Source organism: Pseudomonas sp. TE50-2, from assembly GCF_040813665.1.
GTDB lineage: Bacteria > Pseudomonadota > Gammaproteobacteria > Pseudomonadales > Pseudomonadaceae > Aquipseudomonas > Aquipseudomonas soli.
In genome coordinates, this window is sequence record NZ_JBFNXN010000001.1 from 100,666 (window position 1) to 122,014 (window position 21,349).

27 protein-coding genes are annotated in these 21,349 nt (G+C 63.9%); 14 read left to right on the forward strand and 13 right to left on the reverse strand.

Annotated elements, in window-relative coordinates:
- Positions 1-255 precede the first annotated feature (255 nt).
- The gene (locus tag AAHK21_RS00345; RefSeq protein ID WP_367855975.1) at positions 256-2,544 is read left to right on the forward strand and encodes an autotransporter outer membrane beta-barrel domain-containing protein; all 2,289 of its coding nucleotides are present in this window, start codon (positions 256-258) and stop codon (positions 2,542-2,544) included.
- Positions 2,545-2,611: 67 nt separating this feature from the next.
- Here AAHK21_RS00345 and AAHK21_RS00350 read toward each other — a convergent pair whose 3' ends face one another.
- Positions 2,612-3,235 carry a LysE family translocator gene (locus AAHK21_RS00350; RefSeq protein ID WP_046855513.1) on the reverse strand — a complete coding sequence of 208 codons (624 nt, stop codon included), beginning with the start codon at positions 3,233-3,235 and terminating at the stop codon, positions 2,612-2,614.
- A gap of 135 nt (positions 3,236-3,370) precedes the next feature.
- Between AAHK21_RS00350 and AAHK21_RS00355 the strand changes: the two genes are divergently transcribed.
- Positions 3,371-4,189, forward strand: coding sequence for an AraC family transcriptional regulator (locus AAHK21_RS00355; protein WP_367855976.1), 819 nt, complete (start codon positions 3,371-3,373; stop codon positions 4,187-4,189).
- A 94-nt stretch (positions 4,190-4,283) separates the two neighbouring features.
- On the forward strand, positions 4,284-4,913 hold the full coding sequence (locus AAHK21_RS00360) for a LysE family translocator (protein ID WP_367855977.1): 630 nt from the start codon (positions 4,284-4,286) through the stop codon (positions 4,911-4,913).
- Here the strand turns inward: AAHK21_RS00360 and AAHK21_RS00365 are convergent.
- A complete protein-coding gene (locus AAHK21_RS00365) occupies positions 4,882-5,577 on the reverse strand; it encodes a metallophosphoesterase (RefSeq protein WP_367855978.1) in 696 nt (231 codons plus the stop codon). The genes AAHK21_RS00360 and AAHK21_RS00365 overlap by 32 nt on opposite strands.
- A 74-nt stretch (positions 5,578-5,651) precedes the next feature.
- On the opposite strand from AAHK21_RS00365, the gene AAHK21_RS00370 reads away from it, so the two are divergent.
- Positions 5,652-6,161, forward strand: coding sequence for a DUF3016 domain-containing protein (locus AAHK21_RS00370; RefSeq protein WP_046855508.1), 510 nt, complete (start codon positions 5,652-5,654; stop codon positions 6,159-6,161).
- Between the two features lie 3 nt (positions 6,162-6,164).
- Here the strand turns inward: AAHK21_RS00370 and AAHK21_RS00375 are convergent, their stop codons facing one another.
- Complete coding sequence (locus AAHK21_RS00375) at positions 6,165-6,674, reverse strand: DUF2867 domain-containing protein (RefSeq protein ID WP_367855979.1); 510 nt, start codon at positions 6,672-6,674, stop codon at positions 6,165-6,167.
- A 97-nt stretch (positions 6,675-6,771) separates the two neighbouring features.
- Between AAHK21_RS00375 and AAHK21_RS00380 the strand changes: the two genes are divergently transcribed.
- Both AAHK21_RS00380 and AAHK21_RS00385 read left to right on the forward strand, forming a co-directional pair.
- Positions 6,772-7,512: a carbon-nitrogen hydrolase family protein gene (locus AAHK21_RS00380; RefSeq protein WP_367855980.1), complete on the forward strand. Its 741-nt coding sequence runs from the start codon at positions 6,772-6,774 to the stop codon at positions 7,510-7,512.
- Entirely contained in the window at positions 7,509-7,751 is a 243-nt protein-coding gene (locus tag AAHK21_RS00385) for a hypothetical protein (RefSeq protein ID WP_367855981.1), read from the forward strand. The genes AAHK21_RS00380 and AAHK21_RS00385 overlap by 4 nt, the downstream gene beginning before the upstream one ends.
- Before the next feature lie 3 nt (positions 7,752-7,754).
- Here the strand turns inward: AAHK21_RS00385 and AAHK21_RS00390 are convergent, their stop codons facing one another.
- Positions 7,755-8,255 (reverse strand): methylated-DNA--[protein]-cysteine S-methyltransferase, encoded by a 501-nt coding sequence (locus tag AAHK21_RS00390; protein WP_046855504.1) that lies wholly within the window; start codon positions 8,253-8,255, stop codon positions 7,755-7,757.
- Positions 8,256-8,405: 150 nt separating this feature from the next.
- Here AAHK21_RS00390 and AAHK21_RS00395 point away from each other — a divergent pair, with 150 nt between their 5' ends.
- The gene (locus AAHK21_RS00395) at positions 8,406-8,915 is read left to right on the forward strand and encodes a GNAT family N-acetyltransferase (RefSeq protein ID WP_038706187.1); all 510 of its coding nucleotides are present in this window, start codon (positions 8,406-8,408) and stop codon (positions 8,913-8,915) included.
- Here the strand turns inward: AAHK21_RS00395 and fos are convergent.
- The 4 genes from fos to AAHK21_RS00415 form a co-directional block, all read right to left on the reverse strand.
- Positions 8,906-9,316, reverse strand: a complete 411-nt coding sequence (fos, locus tag AAHK21_RS00400) for a fosfomycin resistance glutathione transferase (protein ID WP_367855982.1) — start codon at positions 9,314-9,316, stop codon at positions 8,906-8,908. The two genes, AAHK21_RS00395 and fos, sit on opposite strands and share 10 nt — an antisense overlap.
- Positions 9,317-9,392: 76 nt before the next feature.
- A complete protein-coding gene (locus AAHK21_RS00405) occupies positions 9,393-9,740 on the reverse strand; it encodes a hypothetical protein (protein WP_367855983.1) in 348 nt (115 codons plus the stop codon).
- A gap of 122 nt (positions 9,741-9,862) precedes the next feature.
- Positions 9,863-10,411, reverse strand: a complete 549-nt coding sequence (locus tag AAHK21_RS00410) for a GNAT family N-acetyltransferase (protein WP_367855984.1) — start codon at positions 10,409-10,411, stop codon at positions 9,863-9,865.
- Positions 10,412-10,553: 142 nt separating this feature from the next.
- Complete coding sequence (locus tag AAHK21_RS00415; protein WP_367855985.1) at positions 10,554-10,931, reverse strand: hypothetical protein; 378 nt, start codon at positions 10,929-10,931, stop codon at positions 10,554-10,556.
- A gap of 25 nt (positions 10,932-10,956) precedes the next feature.
- Between AAHK21_RS00415 and AAHK21_RS00420 the strand changes: the two genes are divergently transcribed.
- On the forward strand, positions 10,957-11,463 hold the full coding sequence (locus AAHK21_RS00420; protein WP_367855986.1) for a hypothetical protein: 507 nt from the start codon (positions 10,957-10,959) through the stop codon (positions 11,461-11,463).
- Between the two features lie 717 nt (positions 11,464-12,180).
- Positions 12,181-12,387, forward strand: a complete 207-nt coding sequence (locus AAHK21_RS00425) for a DUF6434 domain-containing protein (protein ID WP_023629947.1) — start codon at positions 12,181-12,183, stop codon at positions 12,385-12,387.
- Between the two features lie 168 nt (positions 12,388-12,555).
- Here AAHK21_RS00425 and AAHK21_RS00430 read toward each other — a convergent pair whose 3' ends face one another.
- Together AAHK21_RS00430 and AAHK21_RS00435 are read right to left on the reverse strand one after the other, a co-directional pair.
- A complete protein-coding gene (locus AAHK21_RS00430) occupies positions 12,556-12,912 on the reverse strand; it encodes a VOC family protein (protein WP_367855987.1) in 357 nt (118 codons plus the stop codon).
- A gap of 65 nt (positions 12,913-12,977) precedes the next feature.
- Entirely contained in the window at positions 12,978-13,265 is a 288-nt protein-coding gene (locus AAHK21_RS00435; protein WP_367855988.1) for a barstar family protein, read from the reverse strand.
- A gap of 977 nt (positions 13,266-14,242) precedes the next feature.
- Here AAHK21_RS00435 and AAHK21_RS00440 point away from each other — a divergent pair.
- From AAHK21_RS00440 to AAHK21_RS00450, 3 genes are all read left to right on the forward strand, one after another.
- Positions 14,243-14,728, forward strand: a complete 486-nt coding sequence (locus tag AAHK21_RS00440; RefSeq protein ID WP_367855989.1) for a hypothetical protein — start codon at positions 14,243-14,245, stop codon at positions 14,726-14,728.
- Positions 14,729-14,773: 45 nt separating this feature from the next.
- Positions 14,774-16,360 (forward strand): ABC-F family ATPase, encoded by a 1,587-nt coding sequence (locus AAHK21_RS00445; RefSeq protein ID WP_046855494.1) that lies wholly within the window; start codon positions 14,774-14,776, stop codon positions 16,358-16,360.
- A gap of 171 nt (positions 16,361-16,531) precedes the next feature.
- On the forward strand, positions 16,532-17,698 hold the full coding sequence (locus AAHK21_RS00450; protein WP_367855990.1) for an MFS transporter: 1,167 nt from the start codon (positions 16,532-16,534) through the stop codon (positions 17,696-17,698).
- On the opposite strand, the gene AAHK21_RS00455 is transcribed toward AAHK21_RS00450, so the two are convergent.
- A complete protein-coding gene (locus AAHK21_RS00455; RefSeq protein ID WP_367855991.1) occupies positions 17,657-18,706 on the reverse strand; it encodes an alpha/beta hydrolase family protein in 1,050 nt (349 codons plus the stop codon). The two genes, AAHK21_RS00450 and AAHK21_RS00455, sit on opposite strands and share 42 nt — an antisense overlap.
- A gap of 148 nt (positions 18,707-18,854) precedes the next feature.
- Positions 18,855-19,466: an FMN-dependent NADH-azoreductase gene (locus tag AAHK21_RS00460; RefSeq protein WP_046855491.1), complete on the reverse strand. Its 612-nt coding sequence runs from the start codon at positions 19,464-19,466 to the stop codon at positions 18,855-18,857.
- Between the two features lie 133 nt (positions 19,467-19,599).
- Here AAHK21_RS00460 and AAHK21_RS00465 point away from each other — a divergent pair, with 133 nt between their 5' ends.
- Complete coding sequence (locus AAHK21_RS00465; protein ID WP_277503923.1) at positions 19,600-20,502, forward strand: LysR substrate-binding domain-containing protein; 903 nt, start codon at positions 19,600-19,602, stop codon at positions 20,500-20,502.
- Entirely contained in the window at positions 20,495-20,869 is a 375-nt protein-coding gene (locus tag AAHK21_RS00470) for an MmcQ/YjbR family DNA-binding protein (RefSeq protein WP_367855992.1), read from the forward strand. Before AAHK21_RS00465 ends, AAHK21_RS00470 begins: the two co-directional genes overlap by 8 nt.
- A gap of 3 nt (positions 20,870-20,872) precedes the next feature.
- On the opposite strand, the gene AAHK21_RS00475 is transcribed toward AAHK21_RS00470, so the two are convergent.
- Positions 20,873-21,289 carry a VOC family protein gene (locus AAHK21_RS00475; protein WP_367855993.1) on the reverse strand — a complete coding sequence of 139 codons (417 nt, stop codon included), beginning with the start codon at positions 21,287-21,289 and terminating at the stop codon, positions 20,873-20,875.
- Positions 21,290-21,349: the final 60 nt, after the last annotated feature.

Consider the following 21,349-nt stretch of genomic DNA (forward strand, 5'->3'; position numbering starts at 1 on the left):
GCAAGTCGAGGCCCGCACAAGGCTCAGTTGCGCAGGGAAATGGCGGATCAGCCGCTTGGCCGGCGCACCATTTCCCCTGGAATGGGGTACCCGCCCCGTCGACTAACCGATTGTTTCCACGGGAGAAATATGGCTGGCCCGTGGCCACCTGATAGTTTTGTCAGTTGTCCTGTGCAGTGCATTTCCCTACAAGTCGCACAAGACCGCGCCAGCCCAGGGTGGCCGGCCTTCCCGATCGGAAATGGAGATCTGTCGATGCGCCCCAGCTACCTGCTCACTCCTGCCTCCTTGCTGATGTTTATCATGCCTTCGCACGCATTCTGCGCCTCACTGACGGTGGCCCCGGGCGATACGCTGGGCGCTGTCGTGCAAACCCAGGATATCGATACATTCACCATGACCGGCGGCACGCTTCAATCGCTGAACCAAGGTCAGGGATACGATGAATTCACCATGTCCGATGGGCACATCGTCGGTGCCTTCGAAGACGGCGACAGAGCAATCTTCAGTGGCGGTCGTATCGGCCGGGTCGACCTGAAGCTCGCCGACAACTACTTCGAAATGTCCCAGGACTCCGCAGTGCAAACCAGCATCGATGGCAACCTGGTGAGCGGTTTCGGCAACGACACCATCATCCTGCGCGGTGGCACTATCGGCGGTAACATCAGCACCAGTGGCGGCGTGGACAACATCAGTATCAGCGGCGGCAACCTGGCAGGCAGCGTCCTGGCGAGCGCCGGAGACGACATCTTCACCTGGTCCGGCGGCACCATCGGCAGGCGAGTCGACATGGGCATCGGCAATGATCAGGCGACCATCGACAGCCTGGGCCCAGCGACCCTCACCGCCACTCTCGATGGCGGCGAGGGTCGCGACGCGCTGCGCTTCGTCGGCAGTCAGATCATCAATGGCGAGCGCTATGTCAACTGGGAAACCATCGAACTCACCCGCGACAGCCACCTCGCGCTGGACGACACCCTGACGCTCGGCGACGCCGCCAGCGGCAGCGGTTTGCTGGATGTCGATGCGACGAGCACGCTGACCTCCCGGCAGGGCAACATCTCGGCATTCACCGCCGGGCAGAATGCCTCGCTGCGCAACGCTGGTACCGTTGACCTGAGCACCGGCAACGATGCCGAGGGCCGCCTGAGGATCACCGGCAATTACCAGGGCAACAATGGCCTGTTGCGACTCAACAGCGTGCTGGCCGGCGACGACGCGCCCTCCGATCGTCTGGTGGTCAGCCAAGGCACCATCACCGGCAGCACACGACTCGAAGTCAACAACCTAGGCGGCCCCGTCGCCGGCACCACCCGAGACGGCATCCAGGTGGTCGAGGCTAGTCAGGGTGCGACGAGCAGCAACGCTGCCTTCGTGCAAACGCAGAGATTGTCGGTCGGTGCCTATGACTATCGCCTGTTCAAGGGTGGCATGACCCCCGGCTCGGAAAACAGCTGGTACCTGCGTTCCTCACTGGTCGCATCACCTGCGCCGGCTCCGGGAGAGCCGCCCATCACACCGCCAGTGGCGGCACCGGCCCCCGGTCAACCCGAGCTTCCCACCCCGGTGGCCGGCGAAACACTCCCCCTGTACCGCCCGGAAGTGCCCGTCTATGCCGCGGCGCCACGGGGCGCCGCGATAATCGCACGGCAAGCACTGGGCACCTTCCACCAGCGCCAGGGCGATCAGCGTCTGCTCTCCGGCCAGGGTGCCCTGCCGGCCAGTTGGGGCCAGGCCTACGGCGGTGCGTTGCGCCAGCAGTGGAGCGGTACCGTCAGCCCAAGCCTGGATGGCGACCTGTATGGCTTCAAGGTGGGCCAGGACCTCTACGCCAAGGTCGCCGAGAACGGCTATCGCCAGCAAGCAGGCGTGTATGTCAGCCACAGTCGCCTCGATGCAGACGTCAAGGGCTTCGCCCTGGCCAAACAGGATCGCAGCGTCGGTGACCTGAAGCTCGATGGCGACAGCGTCGGCGTCTACTGGACACTTGTCGGCCCCCAACGCTGGTACCTGGACACCGTGTTGCAATACACCGACCTCGATGGCCGGGCCCGTTCGGACCGAGGCGACAAACTTGACCTCGACGGCCATGCCTGGACCGCCTCGGTGGAGTCCGGCTACCCCATCGCCCTGTCCGAGCGCTGGACACTGGAGCCGCAAGCGCAGCTGATTGCACAGAAAGTCGCGCTCGACAGCGCCGCCGACAGCGTCTCGCGCATCAGCCACGATGCCCAGGTGGAACTGACCGGACGCTTGGGTCTGCGCCTGGAGGGCGCCTTCAGTGGTGGCGGCACTCGACTTGTGCAACCGTACGCACAAATCAACCTGTGGCATGGCGACGGAGGCCGCGACACCCTGACCTTTGATGATGTGGACAAGATCAAGACCGACTACCGCTACACCTCGGTGCAGCTCGAAGGCGGCCTGGTCGCGCAGGTCAACCAGGCTTTGAGCCTGCACGGCGGCGTGCAGTACAGCAGCAACCTGGACAGCCGCCAGCAGGAGGCCAGCGGTGTCAACCTGGGCGTGCGCTGGCAGTACTAGTGTGGTGTTTCACAAATAACGACCATAAGTCGCGAGCGATTTTTGGTCGTATTGGCAAAGCACCACACTAGCGACGCGCCGCCAGCAAGCCGAGGCCGGCGCATCCGAGCAGCGAAGCACTGACCCGGTTGAACATGCGCCGTGGCCCGGGCCGCTCGAACCAGCGCTGCAGGTATGCGCCGAGCCCGGCATAGATGGCGATGGCCGCCCACTCCAGCAACAGGAACAGCACGCCCAGGCGCAGGAACTGTTCGCTGACCGGGGTGGCGCTGCCCACGGTGACGAACTGCGGCAGGAACGCGGTGAAGATGAGTATTGCCTTCGGATTACCCGCCGCCACCCAGAACTCCTGGCGCGCCAGTTTCCAGGTGCCGCGAGGCTGCTCGCCGGCCACCGCCGCCTCGCCTACCGGTGCCCGCCACAGCTGCCAGGCGATATAGAACAGGTAACCCGCGCCCAGCACCTTGATCGCCAGGAACAGGTACTCGCTGGTGTGCAGCACCACGGCCAGGCCCATCGCGGCCAGGGCGATCATGCCGCTGAAGGCGAGCAGGCGCCCGGCACCGGCCACGCAGGCGGTGCGCAGGCCATAGCGGCTGGCATTGTGCAGGGACAGCAGGTTGTTGGGGCCCGGCGCCATGTTCAGGGCGAAACAGGCGGGGATGAACAGCAGCAGGCTCGACAGGTCCATTCTTGTGCTCCGGCAGGGACCGGTGCAGCGTCGCGCCTGGCGGGCAGGCCCGTCAAGCACAGTGACGCGGCAAATGGCCGGAACAGCGGCCAGGCGCTAGACTGGCGCCCTCCGTCCGTCTCAAGGCACCTCGCCATGACCCGCCCGAGCAGCGAAATCTGGTACGACCCGGCCATGCCGTACGTCGAGAGCCGGCGCGCCTGCCATAGCCGCGCCTGCTACAAGGCCCATAGCCACCCCAGCTTTTCCATCGGCGCAGTGGATGCCGGCAGCAGCCGCTTCACCGGCGCCGCCAGCGGTGAGGAGCGCTTGACGCCGGGTACCCTGGTGTTCGTGCCGGCGCAGCGGGTGCATGCCTGCAACCCGCAACCGGGACAGGCCTGGAGCTACCAGATGCTGCACCTGGATGCCGAGTGGCTGCGTCAGCTACGCCTCGAATCCGGCGTTGCCGCAGGCGAGCCCGGTGCCGTGGCCCGGGTCACTCGCGCGCAGGCGCTGTACCGGCAGTTCTGCGCGCTGAACAGGTTGCTGTTTTCACCGGCGGCAACCTTCGAGAAAGAGGCGGCGTTGGTGGCCTTCATCGGCGAACATGATTTCTCCATGCACCCGGCCTTGCTGCCGGCGCCACCATTGCCACCGTCGACACTGCGCGAACTGTTGGCTCATGCCCAGGAGCAGGACTTGGCCGAACTGAGCCTGGAGCGCCTGGCGCGCCAAGCCGGTATGGGGCGCTACCAGTTAATACGAGCGTTCAGCGTCGCTACCGGCATGACCCCTCACGCCTGCCTGCTCAACGCGCGAGTGAACAAAGCCCGGTGTCTGCTGCGCCAGGGCCAGGCGCTCGCGGAAGTGGCCTATAACCTGGGCTTTGCCGACCAGAGCCACTTCCAGCGGGTGTTCAAGGCGCATGTCGGGGTGACACCCGGGGCCTACCGGGCGGCACTGAAGCACTGACATCACCGCACAGCGCCCCCCCTGCAATAATCTTCAATACTCCACCCATCACCAGCAACAGACTGCGGCTACCTCCAACAGGAAGCCCGCCCCCATGCAACTGTTCATGCTCGTCGCCACCGCCCACTTCCTCGCCCTGCTCTCACCCGGCCCGGACTTTTTCCTGGTGGCCCGCACCTCGGCCAGCGCCGGCTGGCGGCTCGCCAGTGGCACCTGTGTCGGGATCGCCCTGGCCAACGGCGTGTTCATCTGTGCGGCGTTTACCGGGGTGTCCTTTTTACGCGATGGCAGCCCCCTGTTCGTCACCCTCCAGCTGGCCGGCTGTGGCTACCTGCTCTACCTCGGCCAACTGTTCCTGCGCCATGCCGGGCAAGCAATCCTGACGCACCGCGAACCTGGCGTGGCAACGTCTGCGCGTGGCTGGCTGAACAGTTTGGGCATGGGCTTCGCCTCGGGCATCCTCAACCCGAAGAACGCACTGTTCTATGCAAGCCTCGCGAGCATGATCGCCAGCAGCGGTACCTGGGCCAAGCTGGGCTATGGCATCTGGATGTTCGGCATCGTCCTGGCCTGGGACCTCGCGGTTGCCGTGGCCATCGGCAACCCGCGGGTGCTGCGCCGCTTCGCCCGCGCCCTGCCCTGGCTCGAACGTGCCTCGGGCTTGATGTTGATCCTGCTGGCCGGCGCTGTTCTCACGCACCTGGCCTGGCGCTTAGCGGCTTAAGGCCATCCAGCTCGAGCAGGCTGAAGCGACCACGGCTCCAGCCGCCGGTGTCCAGGTGCCAGACGTTGCCCAGCACCTTGATCTCCAGCACCGGTGTATGGCCTACCAGCAGGGCGCGCAGGCCCTTGACCGGGCGGCTGTCGCCCTCCTTGAGGCGCCGGCGCGACCACTGGCACACCTCGCGCACCTGCAGGTCATCCCCGGCCTGCAGGCTCGCGCACAGCTGCGTCCAGTCGTCGAACGGGCTGTCGGCATGCAGCAGGCCGACCGGCCCGCCCGCCGTGTCGACCTGCAAGGCGATCGGCAGGCGCTCGAACACCTCGACGAAACGCACCTGCTCGGCCCTTGGTAAATCGAGGAACCATCCGCCGCCGGCCGCCCGGTACATGTCCAGGTCGACCCGGCCGCCGCGCAGGTGATTGACCGCCAGCGACTCGTGGTTGCCCTGCACCGCATGGAACCAGGGCTCGGCCAGCCATTGCAGCGCCTGTGCGCTGCCTGGCCCGCGGTCGACCAGATCACCGACGCTGAACAGCCGATCGACCAGCGGATCGAAACCGACCGCCTCCAGGCATTCACGCAGGCGCTCGAAATGCCCATGGATATCGCCCACGGCCAGGTCACGGCCACGGCTGTTGGCGGCGATTCGCCTGAACGCAGTCATTGCATCATTCCTCTGCTTCTGCCCGGCACCGGCGTAAAATAAGCGGGTAAATCGCCCGAACCCGGAGGTGCATCATGCGAACCACCCTGGCCAGTGCCGTGCTGATGGTGCTGGCACTAGACAGCATGGCACAGGGCGCCTCGACCGCGCAGGTCGAGGTGCGTTTCGACCACCCCGAGAAATTCCGCGATGCCAGCCTCGACAACCGGGCCTACACCCGCGGCGCCGACCCGCAGGTGATGAAAGCCCTTACCCAGCACCTGCAGAAACTCGGCCAGCGCTACTTGCGGCCCGGCCAGCAACTGGTCATCGACATCCGCGACATCGACCTGGCCGGCCAGTTCGAGCCCTGGCACAGCCAGGCCTACGATGTGCGCTTCATGCGCGAAGTCACCTGGCCCAGCATCGACCTCGACTACACCCTGCAGCAGCCCGGCCAGCCCGCGCTCAAGGCCCAGGAGCACCTGAGCGACAAGATGTACCTCAGCCGCCCAGGCCGCCTGGGCAACAACGACCGGCTGTATGCGGAGAAGGCCATGCTCGGCGACTGGTTCCGCCAGCGCTTCGCCCAGCCGCCGTCCTGAGCGTCACCGCGCCAGACGGCGCAGGGCGATGGGCGCGATCAGCCGATGGAACGGTGCCACCGGCAGCATGTACAGGCGGCCAAGCCGATTGTGCGTGCGCACCACGGTGCTCACCAGCACCTCGCAACGGCCCTCGGCCGTCGGGCGTCGCAGCAGGGCGATGTGCACGTCCAGGTGCTGGTCGCGGTCGACCAGCAGCACCTCATCCTCGGTGTTGGCCACCAGGGTGAAAATCCCCACCCGTTCTCCGGGCTGGTAGCTGCCCGGGGCGCGGGCCGGGTCGATGGCGGTCAGGCGTCCCAGGTCCTTGAGGCCGAGCAGCGCGACCAGGCGGTTGCGTACTACCATCAGCGAGTCGATCCAGCCGGGCATGCTCGTCATCAGGCGCAGGAAGTGCGCCATGGCAGGCCGCCCGTCGTCCGCAAGTACAATTGCCCGACAATGGCGAAACCCCGCCTGCGCGGCATGCGCGGCGATCAGCGAGTCGACGGGTATGGTGGCAGCGTGGGTCATTGTGTTTTCGTCCATGAAATCGACACATCGGTACTGGGAGGGAACGGTCGTCGATTGTATCCTCGACAGCCGACGACATGCCAAGGACGGATACTCCATGAAGATCTGCGCAGTACAGCTGGCTTTGAGCAAAGGCGATGTGACCGCCAACATCGCCCACCATCTGCACGCCATCGAACAGGCCGCGGCCCTGGGCGCCGAACTGCTGGTGTTCCCCGAACTGTCCTTGACCGGCTACGAACCAACGCTGGCCCGGCAACTGGCGATGCCCGCCGACTCGCCGCAACTGGTACCACTACAAGCCGCGTGCGATCGCTTCGGCGTAACGGCGGCGGTCGGCCTGCCGATGCCGACCCTGGCCGGCGTGCGCATCGGCATGCTGGTATTGCGCCCGAAGCTGGCGCCGCTGGTGTATGCCAAGCAGCGCCTGCATGACGACGAACTGGACTACTTCGTGCCCGGCAGCACCTCGCTGGTGTTCTCCGCCGGCAGCCACCAGGTGGCGCCGGCCATCTGCTATGAATCGATGTTCCTCGAGCACGCCGCGCATGCCCAGGCGCAGGGCGCCGACCTTTACCTGGTCAGCGTGGTCAAGACCGAGGAAGGCATCCGCGCAGGGGCTGCGCACTACCCGCAGGTTGCCCGGCGGCTGCGCATGCCGGTGATCATGAGCAACTGCGTCGGCCCTGCGGACATTTACGTGGGGGCCGGGCAGTCCGCGGCCTGGGATGCCGAAGGCAACCTGCTGGCCTGCCTCGGCGATGCAGCGCCAGGCCTGCTGCTGCTCGACACGGCGACCGGCACTGCCCAGGCATGGCCGCTGGAGCTGTGCGCATGAAGTATGCGCTGGTGATCCTGGCCAGCTATGCCAGTGTCTGGTACGTGGTGGGCACTCTGATTCGCGGGCGCCTGGCCGATATCGCCGAAGGCCTGCGCCATCGCCCGGACGCCCCGCCTGCAGGGCAGTACCTGCGCGAAGTCGAGGCCCACGCCCGTCGCGCCCACCGCCACTACAGCCTGTTTGCCGGCACCTTGCTGGCCCTGGTGTTGACGGTGTTTTGTGTCTGGCTCAGCTGACGCCTAGAAATCCAGCGCCAGGCTCTGGCGCCCTTCCAGCGCCAGCAGATACTGCTTGGCCGGCAAGCCACCGGCGAAACCGGTAAGGCTGCCCGAGGCCCCGATCACCCGGTGACAGGGCGCGATGATCGAAATCGGGTTGCGGCCGTTGGCCGCGCCCACCGCCCGAACCGCATCGGGCTTGCCGATCTGCCGGGCGATCTGGCCGTAGCTGCGGGTCTCGCCGAAGGGAATGCTCAACAGCGCCGCCCATACCTCGCGCTGGAACGCGGTCCCGGCAAAGTCCAGGTCCAGCTCGAAGCGCTGGCGTTGCCCGGCGAAATACTCGCCCAGCTGGCGGGCGGTCTCGCGCAGCACGCCGTGCTGGTCGTCGCGGTGCAGCTCGCCCAGGCGCACCCGGTTCTCCCGCTCGTGCTCCCACAGCACGGCGGCCAGCCGCTCGCCCCGCGCCACCAGGGTCAGGGTGCCGACAGGCGATTGCATGAGGGTGAAAGCACAGGACATGGCAGGCTCCGGCAGGATGACGTTCGCTGCACTGTACCCATCGCGGCGCGGCCACGCATCCGCTTTCTTGCCCAGCCATCGCCACTGGCCAGCCCACACCGCCGCCCCGTACACTGAGGCGCCACTCGTTTTTCAAAGGACGGAAACACAGTGAACGACGCCTCGCCCGACATCGTCATCGAACGCTTTGCCGAGCAGCACCTGCACGGTATCACCGCGCTCTACAACGAGCCCGCGGTGTGCCGCCAGGTGCTGCAGATGCCCTACCAGGGCGTCGAAGTGTGGCGCGAGCGCCTGGCCGCCTACCATGACCGACAAATCCGCCTGGTGGCGGTGCACCAAGGCCAGGTGATCGGCAATATCGGCCTCGACCAGAGCACTCGCATCCGCCAGGCGCACCTGGGCGAACTGCTGATGGGCGTTGCCCAGGCCTGGCAAGGCAAGGGCGTCGGCTCACGGCTGATGACGGCCATCCTCGACATTGCCGACAACTGGATGAACCTGCGCCGGGTCCAGCTCACCGTCTACGCCGACAACGAACCGGCACTGGCGCTGTATCGCAAGTTCGGCTTCGAGGTCGAAGGACGGTTGCGCGACTACGGTGTGCGCGATGGGGTGTTTGTCGACGCGCTGTGCATGGCGCGGCTGCGTCAGTCGTAGAACACCATGCCCGCATAAGGTTTCGCCCGGCAGGCCGCCAGCCGCGATTGCAGATCGCCGACATGGGCTTCGAGCTGGTGGCCATCCGGGTCGAGGAAGTACAGCGAGTCTCCTTCGCTGCTGTCCTGCTTCCACAGGCGCACGTCGTGCTCGCGCAAGCGCTGGGCAAAGGCCGCGAAGTCGCTCTGGCAAATGGAAAACGCGTAGTGCGTGTAGGTGCGCTGCAGGTCGCCCGCCTCTACCTGATTGACCGACAGGCACAGCCACAGCTCGCCCAGGCTCAGGTAGGCACCCCGCTCCCACCGTGCACTGAGCCTGAAGCCCAAGACCTGCTGGTAGAACACGATGCTGTCGGCGAGGTTGGAGACGGCCAGGGTGAGATGGTTGAATCCGTTCAACATGAGAATCGTCCGAGGTGAAGTAGGACAAGAGCGTTTCGCGGGACGAGGCAAGCCGCAGCGCCCCGCGAACCTGCGATCATACCCTCGAACACATCAGCGCGGCATCGAGCAGGCGCCCCTTGTCATACCAGGCATCGCGTTGATAGGCGGAGTATTGTTGCCGCCCAGCTGAGCCCTGGACCTTCACCAGGCCGTCGGCCTTGTTCGGATCAAGGCTGGCGACAAACAGCTCGAGGGCGTCCTGGTTCTGCACGATAAAGGTCGTCGCGTTTGCGGGAAGCTCGGCCTTGACGCAGTTCAGGTAATCCGGCGGGGCTTTCGCGGTCACGCCGAAGGTGTTGTCGCGCCCGGCCCGGATATCGGGATCATGCGCGCAACCGGCCAGCAGCAGGCTGGCGGCCAATGCCATCATCAAGCGATTCATACAGACTCCAACCACCCCAGCAGGATGCCCTGGACAGAGTCACACAGCTACCACCCTTTTTAATAGTCTGCTTACGATCTACAAGCCTAGCCCCGGGGTGATCGGCGCGGTATGCCGGTTCGCTATATCACCTGGGTGGGCCGATCGATCCGGTAGAGCACGTGGGGTCGCAACGGATTGCCTTCAGGCACCGTCACGTCAAGGAAGTCCTCCTGCGGATCCGAACGCATCCCCAGCCTCTGCATCAATGCCCTGGAGGGTGTGTTGATGCTGGAGGTGTACCCGATGACCTGGGGCAACCCAAGGGTCGACCACGCGTGGGCCAGGCACGCGCTGGCCGCCTCGAATGCATACCCTTGCCGCCAGTGGCTTCGCCCGAGGATCCAGCCGATTTCGACATGCGGGCCGCCCGGTATCTCGTCCCCGGTCGAGGACAAGCCAAGCCCGCCGATCAACGCGCCATCCGCCCTGCGCTCGACCGCGACAAAGCCGAAACCGTGCGTTTGCAAGTGCCGATCACACTCGGCAAGCATCGTGCGGGTTTCAGCGGGCGTCAGTATTGCCGGGTAATAGTAGCGCCTGACTTCGGGGTCGGCGTTGACGAGGGCAAAGGCTTCGATGTCCCGCTCTGCCCAAGGGCGCAGGACAAGACGTGGGGTCTCGATGAACATGGGTAAGACGCAACTCCCTTCTACCAGGCAGGACCGGCATCGCCTTGCGATGCCTGCGGGGCATGGGAATCTAGCACATGCGCATGACCGCGGAACTCCGGCCCGCAATCGACCGGAGCCCGGACAGGTCAATCAATCGCGATCAAGCTTTGCCGAACACATAGAAGCTCAGGTTGGCCGAGCTCTTGCCCGCAGCGAACAAACCGCGCAGGTTATTCATCGAAACGCTGCGAATGTTGAAGGTCTCCTGGGTGGAGTAGCTGTCATCGATGCTGACGTACTGCAGGTTCTTGTCGCTGCCACCGGAATAGTCCAGGCGAACCATGAAGGTGCCCGCGCCGGCAGTGGTCCTGAGGATGAAGGATTTGTACTGCTGGATCTGCGCTTCGACGAAGTTAGCGCCTGCCCGCTCACCTTCCTTGCCCTTAACATCGCAACGACCGCTGCTCAGGTAGGTATAGCCTGGAGGTACCTGGACATCGGCGGTCAGTTCTTCTTTGAAAGCCCGTTGCTGTGTCATGACTCATGCTCCTTATGAGTAGGATTTGCGTACAGCACTGGTGAGTCTACAAGCGCCCGGCAAGTCGGCACTGCTGGCGGACAAGCGGAACACGCAAATGAGTGCCGCACGAAAAACCAGACACTCATCCGGCAACATGAACTGTTTAAGCTATGAGCAGGGATCTGCAACAGCGGATTTGGCCGGGTGTCGGCAAAGCCGCTGCCATGCACCGCAAGGTCTCTCAGCGCCGTGTATTGATCCGTACGGTCACCGCGCTGAAGAACATGAGCATGGAAGCGATATACAGCAAGACAAGATCGACGCCGGGGAACGCGACAATTCCAACGCCCCAGGCAACCAGAAAGACCCCGCCGACAACGCAGCGTTGCCGGGCCGTGAATCGCTCAGTGGCAGCCTTTACCCGCCCCATCAGCGCACTCCAGTAAATCGACAAAGTCTTGATGATGTTCTCCTTGAAATCGCAATCACCGCCTGGGCGATGTTCCTCAGTGCTTGTCTTGCGAAGCGGGCGACCAGGCCCCCATCATGATGACGCTGGTAACGATTACGATATAGGTCAGGTATTGCCCTGGGTGCACCAAAAGACCTACCACCCAGACGGCAGCCAAGCCTCCACCTATCTGGCGTCTGCGCCGGGGCGTCAGCCATTCCAACAACGCTGCATGCCTTTCACGCAAGCCCATACCACACTCCCTGTCTGGCAAACGGCAAAGTTTATCACCGCCAGCGAACCGCGACACCCTTGCACCCGACCCCGACTCTGGGGACGTGTCCCCAGGCGTGGGGATCAGGCACTGGCCTGCAGGAACACGAAAACCGCCACCACATCCACGGCCAGCACGGCGGCCACCACGAAGCTCATGAAATAGAGGTCATCCTGGAACATGTCTGCACTCCCGCCTGGTGGGTTTGCTTGACTCAAGCAACTCCCGTTCCAGCCTGCCGCTTCAGGATCATGTCCATTGGTCGGACGTGGTGGGTGTATCGCGCAAACAGGCGCTTACTGATCACTCACTCCGGCTCTACGCAAGGATGCCAATCGAGGTGTGCCCCGATGAGACGCATCCAGAAAATCATCCAGCAGCGCCGTCGGCAGCTGCATGTGCACCTGCCGTCCAGCGAATTGAAGGCGTTGAGCCGTGACGATGGACCCGGCACGGCGAAGGCCGCATGGCTGCCAGAGAGGCGCCAGACCACAACAAGTGATGCTAGGCTCCAGCGAACCTGGCCATCCAAGGTAGTGGAAATGAGCTTCGACTGGCACGCAGGACCTATCACCCGCACGACCCTGCTCGACAAGAACTACCGCAACACGCAGAAGGTCCGGCAATTTCTGCTCGGTGAATGCGGCGCGGCGTTCAAGTTCGATCGGACCTTCATGGCCTGGATCAAGAGCGGAGCACCCTCCACCATGGGGGATGTCGCGGATGAGTGGATGCGTACGCGCAGGTGACCGCCCGCCAGTTGAAACCGAGACTGTGGTCCAGCCTGGCTGGGGCTATCCAATGCATCTTCAGTTGGTCAAAGGCATGTGCTCACCATCACTGCCGATTACCGTTCCAATGAGAGTCTGAGCCGGTACCGGGAGGAAATTTTTAGCAAGTCGCAGGGCTTCGTTCGCTCAGTTCGCTGCGGTCCAGACGGCCAGTTCATACCCATCATGATCAGTGAAGTGGAATCGTTTGCCGCCCGGAAACGAAAACACCTCTCGGCTGATCTTTCCGCCCGCAGCCACCACTTTGCCTTGGGCATCAACGAGGTCGTCCGAATACAAGATGACCAGCGGGCCACCGGGCCTGACAGGCTCGCCCGTGGTGAAACCGCCAGTGAGCCGGCCGTCGCTGAACTCAGTGTATGTGGGGCCGTAGTCAACGAAGCTCCAACCGAACACTGCGCCGTAAAACTCCTTGCTGCGCTTGATGTCGCTGACGTTGAATTCGATATTGTCGATCTGACAATCTGTTCCTCTGCTGCTCATTGGCACCTCCTTGTTAAGAGGTCGAACTTTACCACAGCCAAGCGATAGCCAAGTCATGCATCACATCAGTCAAAAATCACCATTGGAGCCAGCTCTGGATACTCGATAGCGAGATCGTCTAAGCACTCTTTTAGCAATGCAGCGTCAACAGGCAGGCATCCCACTAACGATCTCCACCCCAGTAACCGCAGCTGACCTGGCATCTCAACCAATCCAGTGACTGCATCCCAAAAGGCATCCCAATTGCAGCCGTACCAATTCGGAAAACCTAGCGCCTCGCTTAGTACAGCATGTAATTCCGCGGTGGAAGCGACTCCATTTAGTTCGACTGTCGCGACACGTAATCTAGTCATTGCTGAAGCTCAGAGAAACGTTCGATAGCGCCAGAATCCAAACATCCATGTAAACAGTCAAATGCCGTCTCTAGAAAAAACCGCGCAGAAGGTCATCGGCTTTGATCGCTAGCACCGAAGGACATTCACCCCTTCCATTTGGGCTGCTCTTGCCCTCTCAAACCACTCACCTGAATGGTTCGAAGATGCCCGACGATGAGAAGCAGCGATCTGTCGAGGCGCTGGCGCACTGGATGGATGCTGTGGATGCGATCCGCCCCCGTGTCGTCATACATTTCTCCAGGCATAAAAACCCGCTTTGCGGGTTTGCTTGAAATATGGCGTCAGCCGGATCTATTGGTGAAAAGCTCAACCTCGGAAGGATGGACCTGGCTGAGGCTCGGTGGGTGCAACCACTTTCCTGTGATCATCCCAGCACATAACCTGTACATCCTCTACAAACTGGCGAAGGATTTTGGTTTTGTCGTCTTGGGTATCGCCAACGGGATACCCCTTTACCTTCTCTTCTAGTCGAAATCTATAGCCAACCCCTAACTCACCGAGGATTCCGTCGTACTCTGCAAGAGGCTCTTTGAACTGCTTCGCCGCCATTACGTCGACGGCATCTATGGCTACGAGTTGGCACCATCTGACCTCGGACACCAAATACCTAGGTTTACCATCCTCCATCCACCAAGCAGCTGCATATGGACTTACAAATAAGCTAAACGCAGCGATCATCGCCGCAACAATCCGCGTAATCATGGCATTTTGACATCTAAAACGAGTAGCTTACCAGTTAGCTATCCACCCATCCACCCTGGACGGAAGGCTGATCTCAGCGATCACGTCCTGTAAACACGGTTGAAACGCGTCTTGCCGCTATAAGAAGCGCATGCAAACTCAGAGTTTGAGGCCATAGGTCAATCCTTTGAAGGCTTGCGAAAAAGGCGTGAAGTCTAAAAGCAGACGGCGATCGGACGCCCCCTAGTGAAACCATGGGCCTGCAATGGCAGGACATCAACCTCGGGGACCGCACCGCAACAATCCAGCGCATCATCGTTGACCTCCAGCCGCGCCGACCGGACGAACCGGGTGGTGTTGCTGAAAAACCGAGCGCTCAGCGCCTGGCCGACGTGAGGCGGATGGCTTCAAAATCGGCCCACCCTACAAGCCCATTTGTGTTCCAGCCGAGTAAAGGTGGGCTGTGGATCAACGAACCAAGTGTTACAATCAGCGAATTCAAATCAGCGCTCAAGGCGCTGAACATCCGTGAACGCCGGCAGTACGACACCCGCCACACCTACGCAACCCTGTGCCTGATGGCTGGGATGAACCGAAGCGTTCATCGCGAACCAGCTCGGCCATGGCGTCGAGATGTTGCTCTCTACCTAAGCGAAATGGATCAGCTCCTCCTCGGACTGGAGGGAGCTGGAGAAGCTGCTGCCCCGAGTCGAATTGGCCCAAGATTGGCCCAAGACTGACGACAGGGCCTAAATACACCTCTGGAACCCCCGCAGGACAAGCACTTGATTTCTACCGCCAATATCACCATGCAGTTCGGCTCCAAGCCGCTGTTCGAAAACGTCTCGGTCAAATTCAACAACGGCAACCGCTATGGCCTGATCGGCGCCAACGGTTGCGGCAAGTCGACCTTCATGAAGATCCTCGGCGGCGACCTTGAGCCGTCCGGCGGCCAGGTGATGCTCGAGCCCAACACTCGCCTGGGCAAGCTGCGCCAGGATCAGTTCGCCTACGAAGAGTTCGCCGTGATCGACACCGTGATCATGGGCCACGAGCAACTGTGGAAGGTCAAGGCCGAGCGCGATCGCATCTACTCGTTGCCGGAAATGACCGAGGAAGACGGCATGGCCGTCGCCGAGCTGGAAACCGAGTTCGCCGAGATGGACGGCTACACCGCCGAATCCCGCGCCGGCGAGCTGCTGCTGGGCCTGGGCATTCCCCTGGAACAGCACTTCGGCCCGATGAGCGAAGTGGCGCCAGGCTGGAAACTGCGCGTGCTGCTGGCCCAGGCGCTGTTCTCCGACCCGGACGTGCTGCTGCTCGACGAACCGACCAACCACCTGGACATCAACACCATCCGCTGGCTGGAAACGATCCTCACGGCGCGCAACAGCACCATGATCATCATTTCCCACGACCGCCACTTCCTCAACAGCGTCTGCACCCACATGGCCGACCTGGACTACGGTGAGCTGCGCCTGTTCCCGGGCAACTACGACGAGTACATGACCGCGGCCACCCAGTCGCGCGAGCAACTGCTGTCGGACAACGCCAAGAAGAAAGCCCAGATCGCCGAGCTGCAGACCTTCGTCAGCCGCTTCTCGGCCAACGCCTCCAAGGCCAAGCAGGCCACCTCGCGCGCCAAGCAGATCGACAAGATCCAGCTGGCCGAGGTCAAGCCATCGAGCCGTGTCAGCCCGTTCATCCGCTTCGAGCAGACGAAAAAGCTGCACCGCCAGGCGGTGATCGTCGAGAAAATGGCCAAGGCCTTCGACGACAAGGTGCTGTTCAAGGACTTCAGCTTCACCATCGAAGCCGGCGAGCGCGTGGCGATCATCGGCCCCAACGGTATCGGCAAGACCACCCTGCTGCGCACCCTGGTCGGCGAAATGAAGCCGGACGCGGGCGCGGTGAAGTGGACCGACAGCGCCGAAGTGGGCTACTACGCCCAGGACCACGCCCACGATTTCGAGGACGATGTGACGCTGTTCGACTGGATGGGCCAGTGGACCAGCGGCGAGCAGGTGATCCGCGGCACCCTGGGGCGCATGCTGTTCTCCAACGACGAGATCCTCAAGTCGGTGAAGGTGATCTCCGGTGGTGAACAGGGCCGCATGCTGTTCGGCAAGCTGATCCTGCAAAAGCCCAACGTACTGGTGATGGACGAACCGACCAACCACCTGGACATGGAATCGATCGAGGCGCTTAACCTGGCGCTGGAAAACTACCCGGGCACCCTGCTGTTCGTCAGCCACGACCGTGAGTTCGTGTCGTCGCTGGCCACCCGCATCATCGAGCTGACGCCCGAGGGCGTGGTGGACTTCAGCGGCACCTATGACGACTACCTGCGCAGCCAGGGTGTAGTGGTCTGATCCAACGCTGAGTCATCTTCATCGCGGGGCAAGCCCGCTTCTGCAATGCCTTCGCGGCATTCGCAGGAGCGGGCTTGCCCCGCGCTGCGTTTAATTAGTTAGCCTGCTTCCTTTTCCCTCTCGCCGCAGCCATGATGGGCACAGCCCCACCGCCCGCCCGCGAACGAGCCCATGACAGCCCCTCACGCTTCCAGTGTCACCCTGCAGATCCTCTCGATCGTCTTCTACACCTTCATCGCCTTCCTCTGCATCGGCCTGCCGATCGCGGTGCTGCCTGGCCATGTACACGATCAGCTGGGCTTCGGCGCGGTGATCGCTGGCCTGACCATCGGCTTGCAGTACCTGGCCACCCTGCTCAGCCGGCCTTATGCCGGGCGGGTGGCGGACACCTTGGGCGGCAAGCGCGCCATCCGCTATGGCCTGTACGGCATCGCCGGCTGCGGCGTGCTGACCCTGCTGTCGGCCTGGGCCCTCGCCCTGCCCTGGCTGAGCCTGGCGCTACTGTTGGGCGGCCGGCTGCTGCTGGGGATCGCCCAGGGGTTGATAGGTGTCGCGACCTTGAGCTGGGGGATCGGCCAGGTAGGGCCGGAACATACCGCCCGGGTCATTTCCTGGAACGGCATTGCCTCCTATGGCGCCATCGCGATAGGCGCGCCCGCTGGCGTGCTGCTGGTGGATGGCCTGAGCTTCGCCGTGCTCGGGCCGGCACTGCTGGTGCTGGCGTTATTGGCCCTGCTGGTACTGCGCACGCGTCCCGAGGTCGTGGTAGCCGGCGGTGAACGGTTGCCGTTCTGGTCGGCGTTCGGGCGGGTGGCACCTTGCGGCGCGGGGCTGACCCTGGCATCGATCGGCTACGGCACCCTGACCACCTTCGTCACCCTGTACTACCTGGAGCGCGGCTGGGTCGGCGCAGCCTGGTGCCTGAGCGCCTTCGGCCTGTGCTTCATCCTCTCGCGGCTGCTGTTCGTCAACGCGGTCAACCGCTTCGGCGGCTACAACGTGGCCATCGTCTGCATGGCCACCGAGGTCCTGGGCTTGACCTTGCTGTGGCTGGCGCCCTCGCCGCTGTGGGCGATGCTCGGCGCCGGGCTGACCGGCTTCGGCCTGTCGCTGGTATACCCGGCCCTGGGGGTCGAGGCGATCCGCCAGGTGCCCAGCAGCAGCCGTGGCGCCGGGCTGGGCGCCTACGCGGTGTTCTTCGACCTGGCACTGGCCATCGCCGGCCCGGTGATGGGCGCGGTGGCAGTACACCTGGGGTATGCCTCGATCTTCGCCGTCGCCGCCCTGCTCGCCTTGTCAGGGGTGGGCCTGACCCTGTTGCTGGCCCGCCGCGGCTGAGCGTTCGGCGGGCTCCGGTGCGCCCAGTGCCTGGCTGAAGAACGCCGTGGTCTCGCTGCGCAGCGAGCGATGGATATGTCGACGGTCGACACCCTTGGCGTCCTTGCACAGCACCGGCATGCGCAGGTGTTGCTCATCGTCGCAGGGGGCCATGAACACGAAATGCCCGGCACCGGCCAGCAGGCGGTAGTCAGGTGTTACCGGCAGCTTGCGCGCCAGGGCATCGGCGTTGTGCTCCAGGGCCAGCAACTGGTCGTTGTCGCCGCTGTAGATCAGCGCCGGCACCTGCACGCCGGCCAAGGCGTGGCGACCGAACATCAGGCTCAACGGTGCCATCAGCATCACCGCGCCCACCCTGGCGTCGGCGCGGGGCGCCAGTTCACTGTGGTCAGCGATCAGCACGCCATGGGTCTTGCAGGCGTCGGCGTCACCTGGACGTTGCTCGCAGTAGCGGCGCAGGCGTTCGAGGTCGGGCCGCGCGCCAGAAAGGATCAGCGCGGTCTCGCCACCGGCGGAATAGCCAATCACCCCGACCTTGCCATCATTCAGGTACGGCGCGAGCAGCCTGTCGTTTCGCGCCGCTGTGATCGCGGCGCTGATCTGCAGCGGCCGGCCATAGAGATTGCTGAGGGTGCCCAGGCGGCTATGGTCGCGGTTGTTGTCGCCGGGATGGACCACCGCCACCACCACGAAGCCCTGTCGGGCCAGGCCGTTGGCCAGGTCATGCAGGGCCATCGGGCTGCCGGTGTTTCCATGGGAGATCACCAGCAGCGGGAACTGGCCCATGGCTACCGGCGCCTCTTCGGCGACACGGGTCTGGTAGCCCTCGATGCGCACCGGGCGCGCCTCGCCGCTGGAGGGATAGAACGCCAGGGCCTGCATGGGCTTGGCATCCACCGGATCGACCAGGGTCAGCCGGTGCAATCCGGCCACCCACGGCGCTGCATCGGCGCGTGCCAACAGGCCGCCCAGCAGGAATAGCGCCATCAGCAGGCTGCTTCGCTTCATCGCAGGGCGCTCCCAGGTTCAAGGCACTGCGCGGTACACGGGTATGGATGCCAGCATAGAACCCGGTGCGCTGGCGGCACATGAAAACTGGATGAAAAAAGCCGGCTGGCGCACGAGGCGACAGCCGGCTTTCAATCAATGACAACGATCAGGCAGCGGCGAACAGCTCACCTGCGATCTGCGCCTGGGCGGCATCGATGGCCTTGGCGCGGTGCTCCGGGCCATAGGCCAGGCCGTGGGCGCGGACGATTTCCAGGTCGGTGATGCCGATGAAGCCGAGGAACACCTTGAGGAAGTCCTCATGGCCAACACCGGTCGGCTGGCCCTGGTGCAGGCCACCGGCGGTGGACACCAGGATCACCTTCTTGTCACCGCACAGGCCTTGCGGGCCGGCTTCGGTGTAGCGGAAGGTCTGGCCGGCTACCGCCACGCGGTCGATCCAGGCCTTGAGCTGGGTCGGCACGGTGAAGTTGTACATCGGCGCACCGATCACCACCGCGTCGGCGGCGAGGAATTCTGCCAGGGTCTCGGCACTGAGGCTGGCTTCATGAGCCTGGGCGGCATCGCGCATTTCCTCGGGGGTACCGGCAGCCACCAGGGTGGCGGCGGAGAAGTGACTGATGGCGTCGCTGGCCAGGTCGCGGTAGACCACCTCGATGCTCGGATCGGCGGCCTTCCAGGCCTCGACCACTTCGCGGCTCAGCTGGCGGGAGGCGGAATTGTCGCCCAGGATGCTCGAATCGATATGCAACAGTTTCATGGGACTCTCCTGTGAATGAAGACCGCGGCGGTGGGCGATCACGATGGAGAGAATCCTACCGGCACATCGAATAGCTGATAAGTCGGCAAAAACGCGTTAGTTTGTTCCACTGATGGAACAATGAGACTGTCAAATGCAAGACCTCAACGACCTCTTCTACTTCGCCCGGGTGGTCGAAGCCGGTGGCTTCGCCGCCGCCGGGCGCCAGCTGGGCATACCCAAGTCGCGCCTGTCGCGGCGCATCGCCGAGCTGGAGGAACGCCTGGGCACGCGCCTGCTGCAGCGCACCACCCGGCAACTCAAGCTCACCGCCGTGGGCGAGCGCTACCTGAGCCATTGCCAGGCGATGCTGCTGGAGGCGGAGATGGCCGACGAAGTGGTGGCCAGCATGTCCAGCGAGCCCCGCGGGCGGCTGCGCGTATCATGCCCCGTCGCCCTGGCCCATGCATTCCTGCCGGATATCATCAGCCGCTTCCTCGCCCAGTACCCTTTGGTGCAACTGGACATGGTGCTGCTCAACCGCCGGGTCGACCTGATCTCCGAAGGCATCGACGTGGCCCTGCGCGTGCGCGATCTGGGCGATGAGGACCCGGCCCTGGTCACTCGGCGCCTGCGCCAGGCGCAGATGCAACTGGTGGCCGCACCAGGGTTTGCCGACCATATCCGCGAGCCTGCACAGCTGGCGACCCTGCCGGTGCTGGGCGCTGCCGAGGCCGACCGGCTGGTGCATTTTCGCCTGCATGGCCCCAACGGCCGGCAGGAGGAAGTCGCCCTGGAGCCGCGGCTGGCCATCGACGACTTCGTCGTGCGCAATGCCGCGGTACGCGCCGGCCTGGGCTTCACCGCCCTGCCGTCGATGTTCTGCGAGGAGGAGCTGGCCCGTGGCGAACTGGTGCGCCTGCTGCCAGACTGGTCGCTGCCTGGAGGCTACCTGCAGGCGGTCTACCCGCACCGGCGCGGCCTGCTGCCGGCGGTACGCGCATGGATCGATCACCTGGCGACCTCGTTCGAGGCCTGTGGAGAGCGTTATGTCTGAGAAAAGGATGTCCGAGGAACAAGTGGCGGCGCTGTGCCTGGCCCTGCCGGGCGCACAGGAAGACTACAAGTGGGGTGGCATCCGCGTGTTCTCGGTGGCCGGCAACAAGATGTTCGCCGTGCAGGATCTGGGCGGCGCGGGCCTGTCGTTCAAGGTGGCCGACGAGCTGTTCCTGGGCTATTGCGACCGCCCCGGAATCCGCCCGGCCCCGTACCTGGCGCGGGCAAAGTGGATAAGCATGCTGCCGCCCTACCCCATGGGCCGCGACGAGCTGAGCGAGCTGCTGCGCCGCTCGCACCAACTGGTGGTGCGACGCTTGCCAAGGCGCCAGCAGATTGGGTTGCTGCTGGAGACGGGCGACGCCTAGGCTTCAACCCGGCAATGACGGCCCCTTGAGCTCGACCCGGTTGCCGTCCGGGTCGAAGCAGTACAGCGACATGCCCTCACCTTCGGCCCCGTAACGCTTCTCGGCAGCCTCCACCCTGACGCCGGCCTCGTGTAGCAGCGCGCTCAGCGCCTGCTCGTCGAACGGCTCGATGCGCAGGCAGACATGATCGACATTGTGCCCACACTGGCCGGGCGCCTCGCCGCCCTGGCGCCCCAGCGGGCCGTCGACCGCCACCAGGTCGATCAGGCCGTCACCGGCGCCGAGGTGGATCATCCCCAGCGTATCCCGACGCTTGCGCACCGGGCATCCGAGCAGTTCGTGATAGAAAGCCAGGCTGCGGGTCAGGTCGCTGACGCGCAGGACGACATGGTCGATGCGTAGTATGGCGAAAGCTGGCATGGCGAAGCTCCACGATCAGGCTTTGTCTAGACCATAGCAGCCGACTTGCGAAGAAACCCT